Source organism: Shewanella sp. DC2-4 (genome assembly GCF_013248875.1).
GTDB lineage: Bacteria > Pseudomonadota > Gammaproteobacteria > Enterobacterales > Shewanellaceae > Shewanella > Shewanella oncorhynchi.
In genome coordinates this window covers 1944567-1967029 of sequence record NZ_JABRVR010000002.1, presented here as the reverse complement: position 1 = coordinate 1967029, position 22463 = coordinate 1944567, and the positions used below count along the sequence as shown (strand labels likewise).

18 protein-coding genes are annotated in these 22463 nt (G+C 41.9%); 3 read left to right on the top strand and 15 right to left on the bottom strand.

Annotation, left to right across the window (positions count from 1 at the left end; genetic code table 11):
* Nucleotides 1–695: 695 nt before the first annotated feature.
* From HQQ92_RS09310 to HQQ92_RS09290, 5 genes are all read right to left on the bottom strand, one after another.
* Nucleotides 696–1325: a DsbA family protein gene (locus HQQ92_RS09310; protein WP_173244838.1), complete on the bottom strand. Its 630-nt coding sequence runs from the start codon at nucleotides 1323–1325 to the stop codon at nucleotides 696–698.
* A gap of 184 nt (nucleotides 1326–1509) precedes the next feature.
* Entirely contained in the window at nucleotides 1510–1968 is a 459-nt protein-coding gene (locus HQQ92_RS09305; RefSeq protein ID WP_173244835.1) for a hypothetical protein, read from the bottom strand.
* Between the two features lie 643 nt (nucleotides 1969–2611).
* A complete protein-coding gene (locus HQQ92_RS09300) occupies nucleotides 2612–4783 on the bottom strand; it encodes a TonB-dependent siderophore receptor (RefSeq protein ID WP_173244832.1) in 2172 nt (723 codons plus the stop codon).
* A gap of 271 nt (nucleotides 4784–5054) precedes the next feature.
* Nucleotides 5055–5531: a hypothetical protein gene (locus HQQ92_RS09295; RefSeq protein WP_105252512.1), complete on the bottom strand. Its 477-nt coding sequence runs from the start codon at nucleotides 5529–5531 to the stop codon at nucleotides 5055–5057.
* Nucleotides 5531–6700, bottom strand: a complete 1170-nt coding sequence (locus tag HQQ92_RS09290; RefSeq protein WP_173244829.1) for a PepSY domain-containing protein — start codon at nucleotides 6698–6700, stop codon at nucleotides 5531–5533. Before HQQ92_RS09290 ends, HQQ92_RS09295 begins: the two co-directional genes overlap by 1 nt.
* Nucleotides 6701–6828: 128 nt before the next feature.
* On the opposite strand from HQQ92_RS09290, the gene HQQ92_RS09285 reads away from it, so the two are divergent.
* Nucleotides 6829–8916, top strand: a complete 2088-nt coding sequence (locus HQQ92_RS09285) for a TonB-dependent siderophore receptor (protein WP_173248632.1) — start codon at nucleotides 6829–6831, stop codon at nucleotides 8914–8916.
* 175 nt (nucleotides 8917–9091) lie between these two features.
* On the top strand, nucleotides 9092–10054 hold the full coding sequence (locus HQQ92_RS09280) for a hypothetical protein (protein ID WP_173244826.1): 963 nt from the start codon (nucleotides 9092–9094) through the stop codon (nucleotides 10052–10054).
* 130 nt (nucleotides 10055–10184) lie between these two features.
* On the opposite strand, the gene HQQ92_RS09275 is transcribed toward HQQ92_RS09280, so the two are convergent.
* From HQQ92_RS09275 to HQQ92_RS09235, 8 genes are all read right to left on the bottom strand, one after another.
* On the bottom strand, nucleotides 10185–10982 hold the full coding sequence (locus HQQ92_RS09275; protein ID WP_173244823.1) for a CLCA_X family protein: 798 nt from the start codon (nucleotides 10980–10982) through the stop codon (nucleotides 10185–10187).
* A 175-nt stretch (nucleotides 10983–11157) separates the two neighbouring features.
* Nucleotides 11158–12192: a sensor domain-containing diguanylate cyclase gene (locus tag HQQ92_RS09270; RefSeq protein WP_173244819.1), complete on the bottom strand. Its 1035-nt coding sequence runs from the start codon at nucleotides 12190–12192 to the stop codon at nucleotides 11158–11160.
* Nucleotides 12193–12379: 187 nt separating this feature from the next.
* A complete protein-coding gene (locus HQQ92_RS09265; RefSeq protein WP_131524744.1) occupies nucleotides 12380–14284 on the bottom strand; it encodes an ATP-binding protein in 1905 nt (634 codons plus the stop codon).
* Complete coding sequence (locus HQQ92_RS09260) at nucleotides 14274–14492, bottom strand: hypothetical protein (protein WP_254306314.1); 219 nt, start codon at nucleotides 14490–14492, stop codon at nucleotides 14274–14276. The genes HQQ92_RS09265 and HQQ92_RS09260 overlap by 11 nt, the downstream gene beginning before the upstream one ends.
* 84 nt (nucleotides 14493–14576) lie before the next feature.
* Nucleotides 14577–15770 carry an EAL domain-containing protein gene (locus HQQ92_RS09255; RefSeq protein WP_131524742.1) on the bottom strand — a complete coding sequence of 398 codons (1194 nt, stop codon included), beginning with the start codon at nucleotides 15768–15770 and terminating at the stop codon, nucleotides 14577–14579.
* Complete coding sequence (locus HQQ92_RS09250; RefSeq protein WP_105253121.1) at nucleotides 15767–16735, bottom strand: helix-turn-helix transcriptional regulator; 969 nt, start codon at nucleotides 16733–16735, stop codon at nucleotides 15767–15769. Before HQQ92_RS09250 ends, HQQ92_RS09255 begins: the two co-directional genes overlap by 4 nt.
* A 551-nt stretch (nucleotides 16736–17286) precedes the next feature.
* On the bottom strand, nucleotides 17287–17475 hold the full coding sequence (locus HQQ92_RS23705; RefSeq protein WP_254306313.1) for a hypothetical protein: 189 nt from the start codon (nucleotides 17473–17475) through the stop codon (nucleotides 17287–17289).
* A gap of 731 nt (nucleotides 17476–18206) precedes the next feature.
* A complete protein-coding gene (locus tag HQQ92_RS09235) occupies nucleotides 18207–18779 on the bottom strand; it encodes a VF530 family DNA-binding protein (RefSeq protein ID WP_173244816.1) in 573 nt (190 codons plus the stop codon).
* Between the two features lie 674 nt (nucleotides 18780–19453).
* On the opposite strand from HQQ92_RS09235, the gene HQQ92_RS09230 reads away from it, so the two are divergent.
* Nucleotides 19454–21064 carry an ABC-F family ATPase gene (locus HQQ92_RS09230; RefSeq protein WP_131524739.1) on the top strand — a complete coding sequence of 537 codons (1611 nt, stop codon included), beginning with the start codon at nucleotides 19454–19456 and terminating at the stop codon, nucleotides 21062–21064.
* 97 nt (nucleotides 21065–21161) lie between these two features.
* On the opposite strand, the gene HQQ92_RS09225 is transcribed toward HQQ92_RS09230, so the two are convergent.
* Both HQQ92_RS09225 and HQQ92_RS09220 read right to left on the bottom strand, forming a co-directional pair.
* Nucleotides 21162–21743 carry a hypothetical protein gene (locus tag HQQ92_RS09225; protein WP_173244814.1) on the bottom strand — a complete coding sequence of 194 codons (582 nt, stop codon included), beginning with the start codon at nucleotides 21741–21743 and terminating at the stop codon, nucleotides 21162–21164.
* A gap of 21 nt (nucleotides 21744–21764) precedes the next feature.
* Nucleotides 21765–22193, bottom strand: coding sequence for a hypothetical protein (locus HQQ92_RS09220; RefSeq protein ID WP_173244811.1), 429 nt, complete (start codon nucleotides 22191–22193; stop codon nucleotides 21765–21767).
* Between the last annotated feature and the right edge of the window lie 270 nt (nucleotides 22194–22463).

Here is a 22463-nt window from a genome sequence, read left to right as displayed (position 1 = left end):
ATATCTTAGTTGGTAAAATATCAGTAAAACCATATGGTAAATTAGACGGGGGAAATAAATTCCTGTGTTTTCATAAAATTGTGTGACTGGTTACACATCAATCACACCGCGTCAACTTAGGTATGAATTCTACAATATAACATTGGTTTAAATAGGGGTGGTTATGTAGCAATCTTGAATTTTTATCTTAAGTATAAATTGTGGAGATTATTTTATTTGCTGAAATTTAGTATTAGTCATGGCTGAATTCCATTATTTAATTATCTAGTGATTTTTTAGCTAAAGCTGACTTCCTAATGATGAGCCAAAATATCAAGATAAACAACATAAACCATCTTATTAAGATAAAGATTACCCATTAAAGGCATATCAATCTAAACTCTGTATCCAATTTATAATTTATCTAAAAGTGTGTCTGTGCGATAGCGTACACATTATAAATATTTTAATCCGCAATTTAACTTAAAACACAATGAAACATCAGCTGATACCTAATGTAGCTACATTTTGGTATGTCATCGATGCCATTAAAAATATGTATATGAATGTTCAGTGGATAAACTCAGAAGGAACTAAGAGGTATAACTCTAAAACGTTAAAATGGTCTAGAAGTGTTCATAGCATCTTGTAGAGCTTAGAAAACCACAGCTGGTAGTCTAAGGTTTTTAGCACCAACTAGCCTCGGCTGCTGATTTTTACAATAATGCTTCTATATTCGCAAGAAGAACACGATAACCTACGTTACCATAAAATATTTGTCTACCTTCGTCGATAATATAGCTTGGACTGCCTTGTAGATTTTGTTGTGCTGACTTTTGGTAGTTGCTCATTAATGCGGCTATAGCTGAACCATCATGAACGCTTGAGATGATTTTTTTCTGTTCCAGCCCATAGAAATCAACCAGATCATAAAGTATTTCAAGCTTACCAATATCCAATGCATTGATAAAAAATGCACTCCGAAATTTCAATTCCATATTGATACTGGTGTTTTTGTCATAGATAAGTTCAATGGCTTTGAGCACTAAATGTGCATTGGCTGACGTTGTCGGTCTGACTTCTGTCCATATTTTTGAGTTTGTGGGAACGTCATCACGGATAGATGCAGATTTATGTACGTGCTCTGCAAAACCATTATATTGACCTTTCTGTTTCCATTGCATCTCAATTTTTGTTTGAACATCACCAAATACATCAAGATAATGATATTTAAAATGAATTTTATTTTCTAACTTTTGATTTAACTCCTCAATACGTTGTTGTGCAACCCAAGCCCACACACAAAGAATATCAGAATAGTAATCAATGTTCAGGGGTTGATTCATGTTAATCCTTAATAATGTGGCAGTTTAAGTCATACACTCTAGTTTCAAGGCTAATCAATAATTATTGTGATGGCAGATCTACTTGTTACCCACATGAAGTCAAGATTTCAATATCTGAACTACAGAATAAATACCGAAACTACACCGAGCAATAGGTACAAGGATGTGATTTTTAGCAGACATACTAGAAGTCATCGATTTGTTTCATATTACGTGCCAGTAATCGCTTTTCAGCTTCTTCAAGGGACAGTATATTGCTAAGAAATTCAGTTACGGAAGGTGCAGAACTGCAATGTTGTAGATATTCAAACAGCCCTACAATATTTTTATGATACTCAAGTGTGGCCATCGCTATTTCATCCGTATCCATCCTCTTAAACGGATGTTCACCTATGGTGTTAAAAGGAATAGCGGTTTTTTCATAATAATGCCGACAATAAGTGTTAAGTGCATTGCTATTGCCATTATCTTCGAACTGTCTGATAACCCGTGCCATTTTTTGCTCGTGGACTGAAATATACTCCAACAGTAATCCGCTTCTTTCGCTATCATTTGTAAGTGCGCAATGTGCCGCAAATGCATGCAGCTGTTGGTGTATACTTCTAGTCCATTGCATAACATCATAAAGCGTTTCTATTTGCATATTATTCTCCTCAAAACGGGAGTCCTTGGTCTTTACTGTGAAAAATGAATCACTTTTCTATACATTGATGAAAATAAACTTACTAAATAAGCCCATATTTACAATGGTATTATTTCTCATTAAAAGCGTAGTTTTTAAATGATTATTGACTAAATAGTCAAACACTTATGTCTATTATTAATAGATATGAATTATTGACAGTCTGTCATAAACATAAAATACTTTATCAGTCCAATAACGGCTTAATCTATGTAACATCTGGTCTTTAGCTTAAAAAGCTGGCGATAAACCACAACCTTGTAATAAGGCTAATGGCATGAGTATACCTATATTTTTCTATTGTCTCTGTTCGTTGCCGCACTGATTGTTGACAATACAATGCGCACAAGAAAGAGGGAAAACTACCAATACAATATGTTGCCCTTTCATAACTAGATTGAAGGGCATCATCTTCCCGCTTTCAGTTAATAACAGTATTAGATTTTGGAACGAACCATAGGTGAGCTAGCCCAATATTTACCGATATTAGTACTGAGTCGTTAATACGCACGAAACAAGCCATCAAAATATTGGGAATAACAATAATAGAAGATAAAAAAGGAGTAGCCGATAAATCGGCTACTCCTTTTATTTAGCGGAAAATTTAAAAGCAGTAATTAAAGCTCAGGGTCACATTACGTGGGGTTCCGTAATGATACACGCTATATGCTTCGGACATTGAGGCAGAGGCAGACATATAAGCATAGTATTTTTCGTCTAATAGGTTCTCTACGTTAAGTTGCAGATCCATGTTGTCAGTGAGGTTATAACGAGCCATCAGGTTGACTAAAGAGTAAGCATCCTGATCGATTTTTACTGTCCCCCCTTCAGAGTAACTATCACTCTGCCAGTTAATACCACCACCCACGGTCAACTCAGGCAGGTAATCGATAAACTGATAAGTTGTGAATAGTTTAAACTGTTTGCGAGGGCTAGTAGTCGCCACTTTTTTTCCGTCAGCATCTTCCGCTGTAAACTGCGAATAGCCAGCCGTGATATTCCACCCATCGATAAACTCCCCCACCACTTCTAACTCAAAGCCTGTACTCTCAGTACCTTGAGCAGCTTTGTAATAAGTGGTTGGAGTACCGTCAACAATGATAGTTCCAGCGGGTGTTGCCAGATTATCCTGTTCAATCTTAAACAGTGCCACTGCGGTGTGCAGACGATCATCTAGATAAGCGCTCTTTAAACCGATTTCATAGGCTTTACCTTCGAGTGGCTCTAAATAATCACCGTTAATATCCTTACTGTTCTGCGGATTAAATATTTCGGTATAACTGGCGTAAACACGATGCTCTTCGTTTATGTCATACAAGGCGCCAACATAAGGAACGAACACGCCATCATCACCAAAGTTGGTATCAGTACCATAACTGATCCCTTCGCGGTTCCAACTAGAAATACGGCCACCGGCAATCACTTTTAAATCATCGGTAAGTGTTAGCCGAGTTGCTGCGTAGAAACCTTTCTGCTCAGTATCCATATTCAACTGGCGATTGGCGTTTGTTGACCATTCAGGCTCTTCAAAAGCGTTGCTTTGCCAATCATAAAAGTTTTCAACTGCCTTTGAGTCCCAGCCCGTCATATTCTCACGGATGGGTTCATAGGTATCAGCATAGGATTTCTGTTTGCTGTATAAGGCACCAGTCACAAATTGATGCTCACGGTTAAAGAGTTGGTAATCGCCTTTCAACTGAAAATCGAAATTATCAGAGTTACTTTCACCATGGCTGTGATAACGCTGACCGCTCAAACCTGCACCGGTTTCTTTATTCAGCAAGCCAGACATATAGATCATTTTGGTGGTGGTTTCATATTCCATGCGATTATAGTTCGCCACCAACTGCCAACCATTGCTGAAATAATGGTTCAAGTTAGCAAAATAGTTGATGTTAGTCGTTTCCCAACGGCTCCAATCTGCCGCTGTTGTAGTAGAAACATCCCAATCAGTAGCTGAACCATCGCTGAATACTGCTGGTAACGCACCCCACATCGCTCCTTTGGGGTTATTGTTATTGTAACTACCGCCGACGCGCAGCATAGTGTTGTCAGTGATGTCTGAATCAATTACGCCGTAAAGAATGGTCTTACGGTCTTGATAAAGATCCTGATAAGAATCGCTATTGACATATTTCGCGACCATGCGACCGCGCACATTGCCACTGTCGTTGAGGCCATTAGAAACATCTGCGGTAACTTGTTTTTTATCCCAGCTACCCGTAGCAACATCAACATAGCCCTTAAGTTCATCACTGTCGGCATGTTTGCGCACTAGGTTGATTGAAGCAGAAGGATCCCCTGCCCCCGTTAGTAAGCCTGTTGCACCACGCACCACCTCTACACGCTCATACAGAGAGATATCAGACACAGTTTCACCTGCATCGCCCCCCAAACTCCAAGATAAAGGTACGCCATCGATCTGGTAATTCTGAACCGCAAAACCACGGGCCATAAAGCCATTTCGAACGTTATCTGTTTTAGATGAAGACAAACCTACTGTGTTATTAACCACATCAACAACGGTATTGAGTGCCTGATCCTGGATCCGTTCAGCGGTCAAGATGCTCACTGACTGTGGCGTTTCCTGCAGTGACAGCCCTAAGCCTGTGGCGGTATCAATGGTTCGACTCACAGTGTACTTGCCCATCACTGTTATTTTTTCAATATTTTGATCATTTGCATCTGCTGCAGAAGACGGCTCTGCAGCCAAAACTGACAAAGGGTTTAATGCCAAAGTAATGGCAGACGCGAGAGGTAGTAGATAAAAGCGCATAGTAATTTAGGGAGTTTATTTAGGATGGATATACGGTAACACTATTGCGAATCACTTTCATTTGTATTTTGGTGATGTATATAACAAATTCATCATTTATTAATGAGGAATAAACGTCCCCGCTGTGTTTATGCCTTCAAAAGTGAGCGTTTACGGTGAAAAAGGTTATTCTTTACCCGTATTCGGTTAATCATTCTTAATCTACGCCACTAAAAGCGACCCTGAGATTATTACTCCATAGGATCGCCATTAGTGTTTAGTTTTTATCTCATCAGTGTGTCTGTACTATTAGCTCGGCAGGCAGAGGCCACTTTGCCACTTGCCACTCACCTTGCCAATTCTCTATCGATATCCACAGACTATCGGCGGAGGTTAGCGTCTTAGTTGCGATGGCGTGTACGTGTTGGCCATGCTTATTACCGTGTAAAATACCATTTTCACTGCGCTGTAAATCTGCTATTGGCAAAGCCTGCGTTCCAATATTGGCATAGCCTTGGCGTATATTGCCTACCTCACCTTTTTCAAAAACCAACATGAAATCTTTCACATAGTCATCATGATGCACATAGGGTGCTTTTAGATCTAAGGGTAAAGGGGCTATTTTAAATTCACCTAACTCTTGAGCCTGCCAGGCCGGTGGAAATGTAGGTGTTAGCGACTGATACAAAAACAATAGGGGGAGCAATAGAATAAACCCACTCAGTTTATATTTATTTTTTTGCCAAAAAGTTGAATGAATGAAAGCCATTAACGTACCTCCTCTAACCTATCTGTCACAGTACTGGGGGATCCCATTTTTTTAATTGCACGCACATTACGCAGTCCCCACATCATAAATCCCGTGATTGACATACCCGATAGGATCATCCCAAAAATAAACCAAATGATTTTTGTCCAGATACCACCTAAGGTACCGTAATGCAAAGGATCTGCGATATGCATTAGCGTTTGTATTCCTGTCATCGTCTCGGGTGATGTCGCTCTTGCAATCTCCCCCGTCCAAGGGTTAATACTAAGGTTGTAAGAATACTGATCGTAAAAAATGTGCTCGCCACTACCGCTCAGATGATACATGTCACGATTATGCTCGGGTTTCATCACATAGCTTGGTTGAAAGTCAGGAAAGTGCGTTTGTGCTAATGTTAAGGCTTGTGCAAATGTCACGCTTGGATCTGCGGGATTCACATCACCCTTTTGGATAAAGGGCAATTGCTCAGCAGCAACCAATGGCGCATGTGGCTCAATATCAATATCAGCATGCCAAAAAATGGCTTGGACTAAATACCATAATCCGGTAACGGCCATAATCGCGATAAACCAAATAGACCACACACCAGACAATTTATGCAAATCGGCCAATAGTGTCTTTTTACCTTGACTCACACGCAATTTCGGAGCAAAAAAACTTCGCCAAAAACGTTTATAAACAATGAGTCCCGTCACTAAAGACGCGAGCATAAACAGCGCCATCGAACAGACAAGGTAATAACCCAAGCTGTAACCGCTTTGCCAAGGAAATAATAACCAAGCATGCAAAGATCTGATAAAACCGGCAAATGTCATGCCTTCATTAATCTGTTGGATCTCACCAGTGTATTGATTGACATAGGCCATGGCATAGGGTTTATCAGCGTCACTGAACATGATCACATTGACCATATAAGGTTCTAGGGTCATAGCGCCAGAGACTGCCGCACTTGGGTAGGCTTCCTCAACAATCGTCATTAATTCACTAACCGGTTTTACGGGTAAATCATTAGGGTTCAACGCCCTCGATGCAGGATTCGTTAACCAAGTGATCTCATGACTCAGTACCGCAATCGTGCCCGTCAAACAGATAAAACAAAATAACAACCAAATTGGGAGCGACACCCAACCATGCAACATAAACCAGAATCGGTTACTGATCTTCGCCATTTGTGACTTTCCTAACACTTATCGTATTTCGCGAGTGTAAAGGTAATGCAAATTGTTATCAATACGATGTACTGGGAATTGTTTTCAATTAGAATGCCGGTCACAAAATACTATGATGGGGAATCATGATGGATAAAACCTTGTTAGCAGCGCTCATTTCGAGCCTATTGTTAGCGCCGAGTTCCTACGCCGACGAAACTCAATCTGACGCAGACGCCAATATCGAAGTGATCAGTATTAAAGGTAGTCGTTTAGATAAAGCTGCTACAGCAACGGGCTTACCCTTAACACTGAGAGAAACGCCGCAGTCAGTGACGATTATAGATCAAGAATTTATTCAGAGTTTTTCTCTTAACAATGTTGCTGACTTAATGTTTTTAACACCGGGTATTTCTGCACAGAAAGCAGAAACTAACCGCTACTTTTTCAGCGCCCGTGGTAATCCAATCACTAACTTCCAATTTGATGGTGTGCCTGTTAACTATTCTAGTTTCTTCAATGATGCTTCGACCGATACGGTTATCTTCGATCGAGTAGAAGTGGTTCGTGGTGCAACCGGATTATTAACGGGTGCAGGAGAACCCTCGGCCGCCATCAACCTCATTCGTAAACGTCCAAAATCTTCACCAGGGGGTTACCTCAGTGCAAAAGTAGGTTCATGGGACAGTTATCGTGTAGAAGGTGATAGTTCAGTTGACATAACAGAAGATGCCGATGTCCAAGCACGTTTTGCCGCTGCCTATGAAAAATCAGATAGTTTTACCGATCTAGCCGAAGATGAAAATCTGCAAATTTATGGTGTCGTTACTGCAAGATTAAGTGATAGCACATTATTCACTTTGGGCGCGGACTATAGTGACCGCGATCCTAAAGGCTCCACTTGGGGAGCGCTGCCACTGTTTTATGCCGACGGCAGTTTAGCGAGTGACCTTCCCCGTTCGACGACCACTGCAGCATCTTGGTCTAGTTGGAAACGCCATGGTGCGAACGTTTTTTCTACTTTAGAACACAACTTTGATAATAACTGGGAACTCAAACTCGACATAGAACATCGTGAGGATAAGATGGATGGACACTTGCTATATTTATATGGCTCCCCAGATAAAACCACAGGTTTGGGGATGAGTGCATTGCCTATGATCTACCAATCAACCCGTAAGCAAGATGCGGCGCGAATATTTGCTTCAGGGCCATTCGAACTATTGGGTCGAGAACATAAACTAACAACCGGCCTACTCTATTCAAAACAAGATATTAGCGCCGACTCTTTCTACACCACAGATGTTTTAAGCGTAGGCAATTTCTTTGAGTGGGATGGCTCGATTGCAGAGCCAAATTATCCATCGATTCCCACCAATGAAGAGACTGAAGAGATCCAAAAAGGTGCCTATATTGCTACCCAACTCAATTTGCACGATCAGGTCACACTGCTGTTAGGAAGCCGTATCAGCCAATATAAAGTCGATCCAGGTTATGAGCACAATGATGTCATTACGCCGTATGCGGGATTGATTTACGATATCAGTGACAGTGTGTCGATTTATACCAGTTACACTGAGATTTTTCAGCCTCAAGATGCCAAAGATGCTAATAACAAACGCTTAGACCCGACAACTGGCAATAATATTGAACTTGGCAGTAAAGCCGATTTTTTCGACGAAAAACTCACCGCCAGTGTTGCAGTGTTTAAAGTTCAAAAGGAAAATGTGGCGGAAAAAGATCCTAACATTAAAGACCCACTTCCTGATGGTAGCTTTCCAATGCGCGCAGTGGATGGCACCAGTAACCGTGGTTTTGAAATGGAACTAACGGGTAGACCCACAGAGGATTGGGATCTGTACTTCAGTTACACCTACAGTGAATCTGAAAAAGCCGATGGTTCGGCCTTTGGCACACATTTGCCTAAAAACTTAGTACGATTATCTTCGCTCTATCACTTTGATGGCGCTCTAGAAGATCTCACATTAGGTGGCAACTTAAGCTGGCAGAGCAAGATTTATGTAGAAAACGCGGGGCCTAACGGCGAAAGCTCTGAACAAGCCAGTTATTTCCTTACCAATCTTATGGCAAGTTATCAACTCACTGATGATGCGATTGTCCGTTTGAATATTCGAAACTTGTTTGATGAAAAGTACTACTCTAGTATCGATTTCTACAATCAAGGTTTCTTCGGCGAACCGCGAAATGTCGAACTTAGCCTGAGCTATAATTTTTAGTCTAATTGTTAATCGCCAATACCGCGCATCACTTTTATGCGCGGTATACCTAAAGCTAAACTATCCTGCGTTAAAACAGCATCCGGTAAACTTCAATGGATTAACCCTTTGGGCTCAGGGGGATAATCCATTACAATGAAGTCCATTTTGAGTTCGTAAAACAGATGTTCCGCCTATGCCTAAGTCTCACACCCACATGCATCAACATTTGCAGATGCCACATGCTAAATTAGATCTGCAAGCTCTAGCGGGCACTCTTGCCTTTGAGCAAGTGACCGTTATTGGTAATGCTTCTGGCGATTGGCAACCTGCGACCACAGGTACGACATTTATTTTTAACGGTACTCAATGGGCTGAAAACAGCAATGCAAATAATCAGATAGTAAATATCGCCAACGGTGGTTTTGCTGAATCAAAATATGCTTTTGTAGTACAAGGTCATCCACAAAGTGGTCTGCTTACCCAAGCCTTGACACAAGTTGCGATTGAATTAACGCCTCAGCTTGGTTGCTGGCCTTCATCTGGGTTAACCACAATAGTATTGATGCAGCAATTGTCTCAGCATGTGCAAGTGCAGCGGATGTCACTGTTTCCGAGTTTAGCAAGACCCAATGATTTACCGCTTGAAGACCACTTACCTTGCATGGTGCATAATTGGTTAGGCGAACGACGGATTGCCCAGGCTTTGGTACCATCGCTCGACTGGCCTGAATTTAGCTTAGCGTCCGTATTTTTACCTCGCCTATCCGCAATAAACCAAATGCAACCATGCCAAGTCGCACCTAGGATAAACGCAGGTAATCCCTTTGATTTACTTGAGCGTTTACAAGAGTCGAGCTTATTAATCGCAGATGCGCTAAATCCAGCCACACGGCAGATGCAATTTGAATGGCTAATCACACTGGCGCATACACCCATCAACATTTGGCTGCAATTTGCTCATCCTAGCCTGCTCATCAATGCTGAAGCTTTATTTTTCAACCACATGCCAGAATCAAAACCCAGCAATTGGTATTTAATGGATACTCAGGCATCTCAACATCTTGATGCGATTCGCCATAGTTTGGCCTATTGTTGGCAAACGCTGTCGACTAAGCACGCGAGCTTGATTGGCAATCAGTCTTCAAACGACTCGTGACCCTCCCACTGTCCACTGCCATTCGCATTCAAAACACATTCAAAATACCTAAGGCGAATGTCGTTTTACCTTTTACCTTGCCCTCTAGCGACGCTAAACCAACCTCTGTTTAAATGCATGACTCAAAACGTCAACACGCCCTAGTTAAGGGATTTTTACCCAATGCGATCCCCAACGGTTCAAAGTAATTGATCAGCGCCTGAAAAATCACTTGTCTGTGGGTCTCATCGGGATAAGCCCCCTCCTTTGCCATTGCTGAGAAACGGGTTCCCGACACTAAATACGGATTCGAAATATCAGTATAGGATTCAATACAGGCTTCAAATGCTCGCGCCATCATCTCCGTTGGCCGAGAGAAGTACTGCATCCCATGTTTTTTATCTAATGCAATCGCTCGGCGAACATAATCATGGGGCTCATCACCCTGTCCACTCAACAATGTCACTTTGAAGATCTCAGATAATCGAACATTTAATGGATGCTCTATGATGGGCAGATCGGATAGCCAAAGATCGCTCGCACACTGAAACCGCTTATTAGTAGGTTTGAATGATTTAGCGGCAATATAATGGTCAAACGCATGCCAAAACTCATGGGCTAAAGCACCTGCACCTGCATTTTTAGCTAATGCCAACTCTCGGGTCGCGGGTGCATAATGGGCCTGAACGCCCTTTTGGCCGCCATGACCAAAGGCCAGGCTGACGGTTTCTCGCAGCCCTAAAGTCAAAGGTGGCAATTTTAAGATAAAGGCCAGATCGGCGAGCGAATCAAACACTAAATCTGCAGCAATGCGCGATTCATCCCGCGTCACCCAGCGGCCCACACGCACATGGCTAAAACCAAAGGTTTGTTTAATATCAAGAAAAGTGACTTGTTCACCAAATCGATAATCGGGTCCATGGCGGTTATATTGCTGATTAATTAACACGACTTACCTTGAACCCTATGGCAGTGAGAGACAAATTAAGCTGGCTATTTTAGGTGAAAATGCACAGGAACAAAACGCTGCATTAAGTGCAATATCAAGTTAAGAATAGGAGCCAAGCAGCGCTTACTCTCGGTTTGGTATCTCGATGCTTAGATTTCGTCAACCACAGGGTTCGTTAAGCTTTAGCCGTTAATATCACATCATCCCAAACCACGACACGATTTCGCCCCGTAGTTTTAGCGTGGTACAAGGCTTTATCGGCCTCGGCCACCAGCTTTTCAGCATCTGAACGGCACTGACTCCCTATTTCAATCGGTGAAGGCACAGACTGAAGCGCTAAAATACCGCTGTTTTCTTCGATGGCATGATGAGTAATTACAGGTGTTAACGCACTCACTCCTGCCGAAAATTGATAGTGAAAATCGGCGACTATCGCTGAAATATCTTCATTCGCAAGCGCTGACATCATACGCGTCACAATTTTCTGCGCGACATCGATCGATGTTTCTGGCAGTAATAGCGCAAATTCCTCACCGCCGAAGCGACCAAAGATATCGTATGGGCGCGTGCGAGCACTGATAAATTGGGTAAAATGCTGCAGTATCTTGTCACCCACTTGATGCCCATAGCGATCATTAACGAGTTTAAAATAATCGATATCCATCATGACAAGGCACAAAGGTAACTGTAGACGACTCAAGCGTTTGATTTCATGCTCTAACTGCTGGAAAAAATGCCGTCGATTGGCAATACCGGTTAATTCATCGGTGAGTGCGAGTCGATTCAACTCAGTCTGCGCATTCCTTAGGGCAAATTCGACCTGTTTTAACTGGGTAATATCGGTGCAAACAATGACCATATCGCCATTGTGATAGACCTGCTCAGAAAGTTGCAACCAGCTACCGTCGACCAGATCCACTTCAAAACGTCGAAAAGCTGATTTACGTTGATTCGCATGAATAAGTTCAAGCCATTCCTCTATGGTTTCATGATCAATTTTAGGCCCTTGCTTATGGGTAAAGGCAAAGTGCATCATGTCGTCAAAATGCCGGCCAGCCATGTCTTGATCAACAAAACCAAACATTTTCGCAAAGGTATGGTTATAAAAGATAAAATGATTGTGCTTGTCCAAAACAGCGAGGCCATTCTCGCTTAGCCGTAAGGCTTCAGTTAAAAAGGGGTAAACAGACTCAAGAGATTCTTTTTCCATCGATTATTCCTAGCAATGACGCTTTTAGAGAAGATCTCCGACATGTTTAGATTAGCAGCGTTCTACACTAATCACAGCGTCTTTGTCTTTACCCCCATATTACCGCAACGGGATTGGCTCTACCGCGATGTAAATCCCACACATTCGGCAAATAAGCTTTAAAAACCAGATCCAATGCTTTGATAATTTACGATTTTACGGCCAATTTACTGAGAAATATTTCAGCACTAAAAGGTTTCTGCATGAAATGTACCTCAGGGAATAATGCTAACTCAGGAATATCATCGCTATCATTAGCTGAAAGCAAAAAGAAGCGACAGTGATGCTCAAACTGGGTATCACTGGCAAGGTTTTGTAATGTTTGTTGCATCTGTTTGATAAGTTGCAAGCCATTCATATCTTGTAAACGGTAATCCACAATAACAATATGTGGCAATGAGTGAATCAACATCTTAAGTGCTTGCGCTGCGTTATCAACACTGAAGGTTTGAAAATGATAGTGCTCTAGCATGGCTTTGCAAATCTCAAGGTTAAACAGATTATCATCTATGATTAACACTTTTTGTTGATCATATTGAATCGTTAATCGTTCTTTCACCTCGGTAAGTTGGCAGGGAAAATGTAACAGCACTGTGGTGCCTTTGCCCTTTTGACTGCGCAACATAAACTTACCGCCAATTTGCTCAAGCAATCGATTACAAGTATAGAGTCCTAATCCCATGCCCGATGTTGTTGTATATGAGTTAGATGCGTGCATAAAGGGATCAACTAAAGCGCGCTGTGCTTCCTTTGACATTCCCTCGCCAAAATCGCGGATCAGTACCCTAAGCATAGGACTATGGTCTTTATGGTTACGTTTAAGGCGTAAGTCCATATAACAATGCACTTCGCTACCCGTACTGTATTTAAAGGCATTATTGATAATGTTAGTCATGAGTTGGAATAACTTAGTCCCATCGAGCTCGATAAACTTCGGCAGAGACTCATTCACGACAACCTGTAAACGTTTACCCGATGTCGCACTAAAAGCACGATAGTAATCCTCAATATTGCTCAGATATTCGTGCAAATTGACTAAATGCCGATTCAATTTTAACTGCCCAGCTTCAGCCTTACTGTAATTCAACGTATTTTCGGCAACCGAGTAAAGTAAGTTAGCTGACCAGGTCATTTTATCGATAATTTCGTCCAGTTTTTGTGGCTGTGAGCGCGCTTTTTTTAACATGCGACTGTAGCCAAGAATGGCATTGATAGGAGTGCGGATCTCATGATTTATGCTGGAAAGTACTGCTAATCTAGATCGATTATCGAGCTTAATCTGCTCTACAATATGCTGATTTTTAGACTTAAAGTACAAAAGAAAAGACAGAGTAATACCAAGAGAAGCAATCAGTAAGATAATCACGATTAGCTCGACAACCTCTTTTTGTGGCACTTGATATTCTATGCGTAAATCTACACGGGTTTGGTATCCAGGAATATCCAAAGTTCGGCTATCTGAGTAGCTAAACATTGAAAATATGCCTGTGGAAAACTCATGGTTACAGGATGAACTTTGCAATAACGATTGTTCAAATTGATAGCTAATACATACACCCTGCTCCTGCTCAATCCGCGCTAATATCCGCTGATGAGAAATGGCATAGACTAAATAAAGCATATTAGGCCCATCGATATTAACAACCGCTAACGTGTAATCGGCAAGGCTAGCCTGAAGTTCCCCTTTACTATTCTTGACTAATTTAAGTGGCTTAAGTTCTGGCGCCATTGTCTGATCAGAGATATAGGCCAGTTCAAGTTCGGGGGTCAGTGTAAAAGCGACAGCAGATTTGATCTTCAGTAAGTCCTTTGCAAAAACCTCAAATTCCTGTGACGTTACCTCACTCGAAGCATAAAAAAACGATTTTAGCGCATCCAACATAATTTCATGTTGTAAGAACATATCCCGTGAAGAAGTAAAAACCGCTTCTGCTTTTTTATTGTAAATGGAGTCAAATTCATAACGTGAGTGGGACAAGGTTAACCACAGCACCAACAGAGTGACCCATAAACCACTGAACATATTGATACAAGCGCTATATTTAAAGCTCATTAGCGTAATCCATTACGGCCTTTAGCAAGCTGCATAACTGATATTCAAACAGCTCTCGCTCGCAAACATCCATGACAGACAGCATATCTTTAAGCTGCAAGTAGCGCGCAATACCCGTAAATTGATGTTTCAGGCCTTCGATACTGTCAGAAGATTCATATTGTTCTAGCTCAAGTCGCATTCGCTGTAATTCAGCAATCAGTGTCAATCGCAGTCGCGATTGCTGTTCTTGGCTGTATTACTCAAAGAATACAGATAAGGCCTTGGGTAACTCAATATTAGCATTCATACATTAGGCACTCCTATTATATTGAGCAATCCAATCAATAAGATAACGACCTTCAATCGGGGGACTGTACAAATAACCTTGGGCAACATCACACCCCAACTCAGAGAGAATTAACTCTATTGCACTTGTCTCAACGCCTTCTGCAACCACCTTTACGTGCATCTTCTGCGCAAGCGCGATGGTGGACTCTACGATGAGATAATGTTGGTGATTGATATCCATATCGGAGACAAAACTTTTATCAATTTTGATCTCTTTAAAGGGAATGGCATCAAGACGATCATAAGTAGAATAACTTTTACCGAAATCATCAAGGGAAATATCAATATTATTGATGATCAGCCGTGCAATTGAGTTAAGTACTCTATCTTGGTTAATGATTTCCTGTGATTCGGTGAGCTCTAAAATCAAATGGATTTGTTTATACTCACGACCACATTCGATGATGTACTCAATGAGTTCATCACAGGTCAAATCATCTGCGGTAATGTTAATCGACAGGGCAAACGCCATTAATAACGGTTGGCGCGACCAACATTGCAATGCTTGGGAAATAACCATCCGCGAAAACAAGCTATTTAGCCCCTGCTGATTCACCAGTGGCAAAAAAACGTCGGGATAAATATAGCCATTGGATTGATCGCAAAGCCGCGAAAGCACTTCAAAACCGATGATCTCCTTTGTTTTAAGGTTAATCTTAGGCTGATAACACAAAATTAATTGTTCATTTTTGAGCAATTGCCGCACATTGATATTCGCCGCCATGTCTTGCACGATAGACTCATCTTGATGGACACGGTTTCTATCGTCGGAGGCGTCTAGCAATGGCGTTAAAATGTCATTCACATTGATAGGTTTAGCAAATACGCCAAGCAAGTTGAGTTTCAAACCCGTGATAATGCTATCCACCAGTTCTAAAGTCCGTTTATCCGAGGAGCTTATCACCGCAATCGGAATGACTGTAAATCGGGGCTCGGAGGCCAACATATTAATCACCGCAATACCGTCACCTTGATCCATTTTTAAATCTAAAATGACTAAATCAAGTTTTGCTTCTACAGCTAAGATCAGTTCAATTCCGTGATTACCATTACTGGCTTCATAGATCTCCACATTGTCCTCTGCTAAGTACTTATGGATATCAGCTTTCATGGTTTCTCTAATAAAGCGTTGATCATCTATGATGAGAATATTCATATATTGGTCTCTAACTGCATAAAGAAAATGGGATCGATCGTCTGGGATTTGGATGTAGGGATAACAGAAAGCTTGAGTAAATTACGATTCGCCATGACTTCTGTGCGACTGGAGAAAAACGAATAGTTTTTGACTGGTTTGAAGCCGCCTTCTATCGTTCTTACTTTAAATATGGGCAACTTAAATTGCGTCAATTTTCGTTTTAGTGACTCATCACAGATATTAAAACTCAAAAACTTAAGTGAGCGACTCGTGGCCAATTCATTGAGATAAACAGACATCATATAATTTTCAATATAAGGCGTTACGCCAAAGGAGGAGAACACCATTAAGGTATCTGGCAAAGCTTGACTGTTATGGTTAATGACCTCAAACAAGTCCACCTCATCATTCATAAATTCGAGGGCAATTTTGCCTTGAGTGCGGCAGAATAGACTGTGTCCAATGATTTGATCGCCAAAGCTAAAAGCCACCACCAATGAGAGTCCACGAAAAAAAGGTTGAGACAACTTACGGCTCACAAAGGATAAACGCGGGTTACTTTCATAAACCAAGCTAAGTTGCAGCAGGGTCATAAAGTTTTGATGGTGGCTTTCGATAAACTCGACACGATAAGGAGTATTACGGTAGTACGGATGATCACTGCGTTCTATGGTCGATTCAAAAAGGTTAATTAACGCTAAACCTTCGTTGATGAATTTTTTGTCCTCCCGATAAATATCAAACAGTTCAGAGCCAAATATTTCAACGATTTCAGACTGTTTAGCTAGGGATGGAATGTTAACTCCCCGCTCCCAACGGCTAATAGTGATGGAATCTAACATATCGAACAGGCAGCTTTTTTGCCTGAGCAGACTACATAAATCTTCTTGAGATAAATTATTCTCACTGCGGGTGTGTTTTAAGAAATTGGAGAATGTCTGTGCACTTGTTTTGCTTTGATAGGAGATAGGTGTACAAATCATATCGCGTTCCATCTGAATTTTTTATTTTATCTAGCAGCTCCATATACGTCTTATGGTCGATGTCATCTACTGGCTCTGGATGTCTAAATGTAAAAGTAATCCAAATGCGTTGAAGTTTCTCGATGAAATAAAGTCCAGTGATTTTTTCGTCACTCATCACTCAGTTCCTCCATCTCAGCCTTTTATTCACCACGTTTTTTGCAATAGGAAAACGAGTATAAATGCCATTGTTTATCTGAGACCATGGCACAGTCAAAAAAGCGATGGAAAAAAGTGTCTAGTTATTCGTTCGGTTAAATCATTGCATCATAGATAAAACCGCAATCAACAGAACCCCCTATAAAACCGCATAAAATATAAGATTCACCAGCAATGGCCACAAAACGCCAAATTGATTATTTATGCGCTAAATATTCAAAATATGGGATGTAACCTCGGGATTTTTCTCACTAATCTACGTTTTTATGCATAGTTATTCGTGCTTGGAATAGGCAAGCCGCGACAGTATCAGCTTAGAGATATTACTAGGATAGTTTTTAATGGCTTAAGGCTTAAGCCAGCCAGCTGCGAAAATAAGTGGGTAATGGGCCAGTCCAGCGTTTAAAGGAATGCCTATAATCACTGGCGTCGCTGAAGGATAAAGAAGTGGTAATACTGTGGGCATCTTGCGCAGGTGTCGCTAAGTCATAGCGTGCTTTGATTAAACGGGTCTCATCAGCAAGTATCGGCAAGTTGGCCAAAGTTTAAATCCATCTCGGGCAAACTTAAGTTATCCCGCATTAGACACAAAAGAATACCAGCCGCTAAGCCTAACCGCAGTTCGAATATAGTAGTGATTGACATATCCCTTGGCGCTGAATGACGGCAGCGCCGAAACCTATGGTTTGACCGTTACACATCTGCAAGTCGGCAGCGGCGTTTGGCAACAGGGAATGCTGGTGGAGCAAGACGGCTAAAACTACTTACCCAATGATAATCAAACATTTAAATGGTTACCTTGGAGCTGTATCGTCAAACACCTTGACGTTAACTCTGGACATTTAAGCAAAAGGCACAAAGTATAAAGCACAGGAGTTAGAGAAGGCGCTGGTATTGGTCGTAAACATGAGCAACCGGCACCATCTGATTGCAAATTGATGAATTAACTGGTTATGCACTTGATATGCAAATCTAAAACTATAATCCCCGAGATTTTTCTCACCTTAATGCAATAAAGTGAATAGTTAATCATAAAAAAGAGGTTAGCTGTATTCAACAGCTAACCTCTTCTCTTTAAATCAGGCGATAAATCAGATGTTCTATCATACAACTAGAGCCATGACTTCAAAACGACTCTTACAAAAGCTAACTCATACCAGAGCTAATTTTTTACGGGTACGAAAATAGCAAGCTGAGGCTCGTCACTGTAAATAACGAATGTAAAACTAACGCCTGTGAAAAACCATGTCCACTCAATTCGGCAGAAATGGGATTAGCCGCGTTTAGTGCCCCACGGATCGTTATCATCCGTCGATGGGCTTGGTCCTGAACGTTCAGCCATTCTTGAATCGTTTCTTGGCTCGTTTCGGAGTTCGCTGCGGCGCTGTGATTGGCTATTCGATGAACCATATCCAGAGCCGGTGCCACGTCTACCCGTAGGTTTTTTGCCTGAGCCATAACCAGAGTTGGGACGTTTATTACCCGCTTCGTACTCGGCGCTGGCTTGTGCCTGCATTTTAGCGATAGATTCTATGGTGAGTTCCATCGGTTTACGCGGCGCGATACCTGAAGCAAAACCTCGTTCGCGTGGCTTAAGATCAAACTGTTCACCGATGGCTTTAGGCATACGCTTGAATCGATACAGGTAAAAGTTTTCCACTTTCTCCCGCGCCCACTCAGTCTTCTTGAGGAAAATAATACAGGCCTCAATGGTCGGGTTGGTGTTAAAACAACCTAGTTTTAATGCCGCGTATAAAATTTTCCAGCCATAAAAATCGACTAACTCAGTGATCATTGTCTCGAGTTTGAGGCCGTGTAATGGGTTGTTCTGTTGCTCTTCAATCATGGGAATTCCAAGTTCAGCCCTATTGGCTGATTTTACTGTATTAGTTTACGGTTTTGAGTTGTTAAACGAGTGACTCAATTCGCTACTAAAATTCGCGATTAGAGAAATCACTCAAGTTATGAAGTCATGAGCCACTGACGTTGCTACGGCAATAGCATAGGGCGTTAAGCCTCATTGCTCGTGATGCTTAGATCTTAAATCTTACGGACCTGAAGCCTCCAAACAGAGCCATTAAATATTAGCCGTAAAATCTGCTGCTCGACAAAACTGCGGGAATAATAACGGTAAATAAGCTAAACGCCTTCTTTTATTTGCGCTAGCGAGGTTTGGCATCGGCTTTAGGGCAAAAAAATACCCCGCAGCTGACAGTTTTAATCTGCATATCCACGATATCACGCTAACAGGTATGAACTCAGCATCAAGCTCAAACCCGTTTCTAAATTTTACCTATGATCCGCTAATGCCTTGGGTCAACCTCAAAATAAACGCAACTGAAACGGCTCGATTTATAGCTGCGCATCACATCCTTGCTCGCATCTTTAGCCCTTAGTCTGTATACTCCGCGACCTTATTATCCCAACTTTAATGTTTTGGCTTAGAGTGGGTGAAGCGCATGTTTCATTTTGAGGCTTGTTTGTCACAATCCCCGTTAGCAAATACCTAGGAAAGCTCCTTTGATCTCTACCGCGAACATCACGATGCAGTTTGGCCCTGAGCCATTGTTTGAAAACATTTCAGCGAAATTTGGCAACGGTCACCGCTATGGTTTGATCGGCGCGAATGGCTGTGGCAAATCGACCTTTATGAAGATCCTCAGCGGAGCGTTAGCGCCAACCTCTGGCAATGTGTCCATCACGCCCGGCTTAAAAGTCGGTACCCTAAGCCAAGATCAGTTCGCGTTTGAACAATACAGTGTGATCGATGCGGTGATCATGGGGGATGTTGCCCTGTGGAAAGTCAAACAGGAACGCGATGCAATCTACGCCAATCCGAATATGACCGAAGAAGATGGCATGCGCGTTGGCGATCTTGAAAGTGAATTTGCCGAAATGGATGGCTACAGCGCCGAAAGCCGCGCCGGTGAGATTCTGCTCGAAGCGGGTATTGAAGAATCTTTCCATTACGGCCTAATGCAACAAGTCGCACCGGGTTGGAAACTGCGGGTATTGTTGGCACAAGCACTATTTGCCAACCCAGATATTTTGCTGCTCGACGAACCAACCAACAACTTGGACATACATACCATTAGCTGGTTAGAAGCCGAGTTGAACAAACGCAAATGCACCATGATCATTATTTCCCATGATAGGCATTTCTTGAATGCCGTATGTACCCACATGGCCGATATCGATTACGGCGAACTGCGCATTTACCCTGGTAACTACGAATACTTCCTTGCACAATCGTCTTTGATCCGTGAACAATTATTATCGGGTAACGCCAAGAAGAGTGCTGAAATCGAAGAACTGCAAGACTTCGTCAACCGCTTCGGTGCCAACGCATCTAAAGCAAAACAAGCCAGCTCGCGCGCGAAGAAAATGGACAAGATCAAGCTTGATGAAGTGAAATCATCAAGCCGTATTCACCCTTCTATTCGTTTCGATGCTGGCAAGAAAATGCATCGCCAAGCACTGATCCTCGAAGATTTGGCCCATGGGTTTGATGGTGAGCTGCTATTCGAAGGCGGCGACTTAATCCTCGAAGCCGGTGCAAAATTAGCGATTATCGGCGAAAACGGCGTGGGTAAAACCACTTTCCTACGCTGCTTAGTCAATGATTTAGAACACAATAAAGGCGTGATCAAGTGGTCAGAAAACGCATCAATCGGCTACTGTCCACAAGACAGCAGTGACGAATTTGATAATGACTACACATTAATGGATTGGATGTCACAGTGGCGCCAACCTAAGCACAACGATCTTATGGTACGCGCCATGTTAGGCCGTCTGTTGTTCACTGAAGATGACGCGAACAAGAAAGCCCGTAACTGTTCAGGCGGAGAGAAAAACCGCTTGTTATTCGGTAAGTTAATGATGCAAGACATCAATGTGCTGATCATGGACGAACCGACTAACCACATGGACATGGAAGCCATCGAAGCACTCAATAATGCGTTGAAAGACTTTGAAGGCACTTTGATATTCGTCAGTCATGACCGTGAGTTTGTATCGTCACTCGCTACACGTATCATTGATATTAAAGATAAAAAAGTGATTAACTTCCAAGGCACTTTCGATGAGTACCTTTCAAGTCAAGCTGAAATGGAAGCGAGAAAAAGCGCGTAATGTTATTCGGCTAACTTACGCCGATTAACCCAGCGTTATCGCATTAAAAAGTCGTCATTGGTTATCCAATGGCGACTTTTTGTTGGGCTAAATCTGACTAGTTACTCATTAGCTTATTAATTTTTTTAACCAATATCTCGCGATTTTTAGCCAGTTTAAAAATTGTCGGCAAATGTCGAATGACTATCGGCTCAGACTCAAATACCGCATCGCGATCTTTGGCTTGAATATAATCACGGATCTGAAGCATCATCTGTTTATTAAATGCCCAAAGTGAATGACCTTTAAACTCAAGGGAATAAAATGCGTCATTGGGCCATTCAAGTCGATGTTTCTGTTTTGCCATACACTGATAACAACAAATAAGACCAAGATCTGTACCATCTGTAAAAGCACTGTTTGCCCTATGTTCCCAAGTCGAAGTACCTTGGTATTTTTCTGGCAATTTTTCCCGCCAAGAAGCATCCAATAGCGGAGGGAAAAACAGCACACCTGGCCATTTATGGGCAAACCTTTGATTAAACTGCTTGATCTCAAACTGCCAACCCTCAAATAAATGCACATCTTTTTTCTCTAAACGAAAAACATGGGCAAAGGTAAAAGTGGCGCAGCCAGCACAATGGGGGCAAGTAACCTCAACTCCGTTTGGCAGGCTAAAAAACTCATAAAATCCTGTCATTGATACGACATTCCAAATGATTTAGAGACTAATTTGGAGCTCATCAATTTTCCAACCACCTTCATTTATCATGCTAATTCTTTGTTTTTCATTCGCCTCCGATGCATTACCACAGAGATCTTTTTGTGCATATTCAAGAACGGCCGTATCCCCTTCTATCATCTGCGACACTAAGGTGAGTGCTTTGCACTTGGCAGCCGCTTTTGAAAATGAAAGATAAGATGCGATCACTTCATCGCGGGACAGCTTCATCTGCTGCATATACTGTGGGAACTTAGACTCAACATCCGCTTGCTTACGTTGGGTATAGTAAGCCTTGTCCTCTTGATAACTCATCCCCTGCTGTACCTTAGCATTGTACTCGTCATACACTTCGCTCGGCGATTTAGGCGTTGTACAACCTATCAGCACAAGGACAGATATGGGCAGTAAGAAAATCGATTTCATCATCGAACCTCCAAAACTAGACATGTATTATCAATAAATTCCATGGTGCATTCATCTGCTTGTTGTCACTGAACGAGTGCGCCATATATATCCACCAAATACTCCTTATTCTCTTTGAAATCAATTACCTTGGCAGGAAGTAAACCTTTACTATCAACAGGTAACAAAATCAATGAAGATAAAATGTAATGCCACCAAGATAACATGTAAATAGTTCATTGATTACTTTAGCTTGGCAGCGTTGCTCATTCAATTGCAGCACAGTTGCTTACC

Coding starts and splice junctions, on each gene's coding strand:
- HQQ92_RS09310 (WP_173244838.1), bottom strand. CDS start 1,325: ATGAATCAACCCCTGAACATTGATTACTATTCTGATATTCTTTGTGTG.
- HQQ92_RS09305 (WP_173244835.1), bottom strand. CDS start 1,968: ATGCAAATAGAAACGCTTTATGATGTTATGCAATGGACTAGAAGTATA.
- HQQ92_RS09300 (WP_173244832.1), bottom strand. CDS start 4,783: ATGCGCTTTTATCTACTACCTCTCGCGTCTGCCATTACTTTGGCATTA.
- HQQ92_RS09295 (WP_105252512.1), bottom strand. CDS start 5,531: ATGGCTTTCATTCATTCAACTTTTTGGCAAAAAAATAAATATAAACTG.
- HQQ92_RS09290 (WP_173244829.1), bottom strand. CDS start 6,700: ATGGCGAAGATCAGTAACCGATTCTGGTTTATGTTGCATGGTTGGGTG.
- HQQ92_RS09285 (WP_173248632.1), top strand. CDS start 6,829: ATGGATAAAACCTTGTTAGCAGCGCTCATTTCGAGCCTATTGTTAGCG.
- HQQ92_RS09280 (WP_173244826.1), top strand. CDS start 9,092: ATGCCTAAGTCTCACACCCACATGCATCAACATTTGCAGATGCCACAT.
- HQQ92_RS09270 (WP_173244819.1), bottom strand. CDS start 12,192: ATGGAAAAAGAATCTCTTGAGTCTGTTTACCCCTTTTTAACTGAAGCC.
- HQQ92_RS09265 (WP_131524744.1), bottom strand. CDS start 14,284: ATGAGCTTTAAATATAGCGCTTGTATCAATATGTTCAGTGGTTTATGG.
- HQQ92_RS09255 (WP_131524742.1), bottom strand. CDS start 15,770: ATGAATATTCTCATCATAGATGATCAACGCTTTATTAGAGAAACCATG.
- HQQ92_RS09250 (WP_105253121.1), bottom strand. CDS start 16,735: ATGATTTGTACACCTATCTCCTATCAAAGCAAAACAAGTGCACAGACA.
- HQQ92_RS09235 (WP_173244816.1), bottom strand. CDS start 18,779: ATGATTGAAGAGCAACAGAACAACCCATTACACGGCCTCAAACTCGAG.
- HQQ92_RS09225 (WP_173244814.1), bottom strand. CDS start 21,743: ATGACAGGATTTTATGAGTTTTTTAGCCTGCCAAACGGAGTTGAGGTT.
- HQQ92_RS09220 (WP_173244811.1), bottom strand. CDS start 22,193: ATGATGAAATCGATTTTCTTACTGCCCATATCTGTCCTTGTGCTGATA.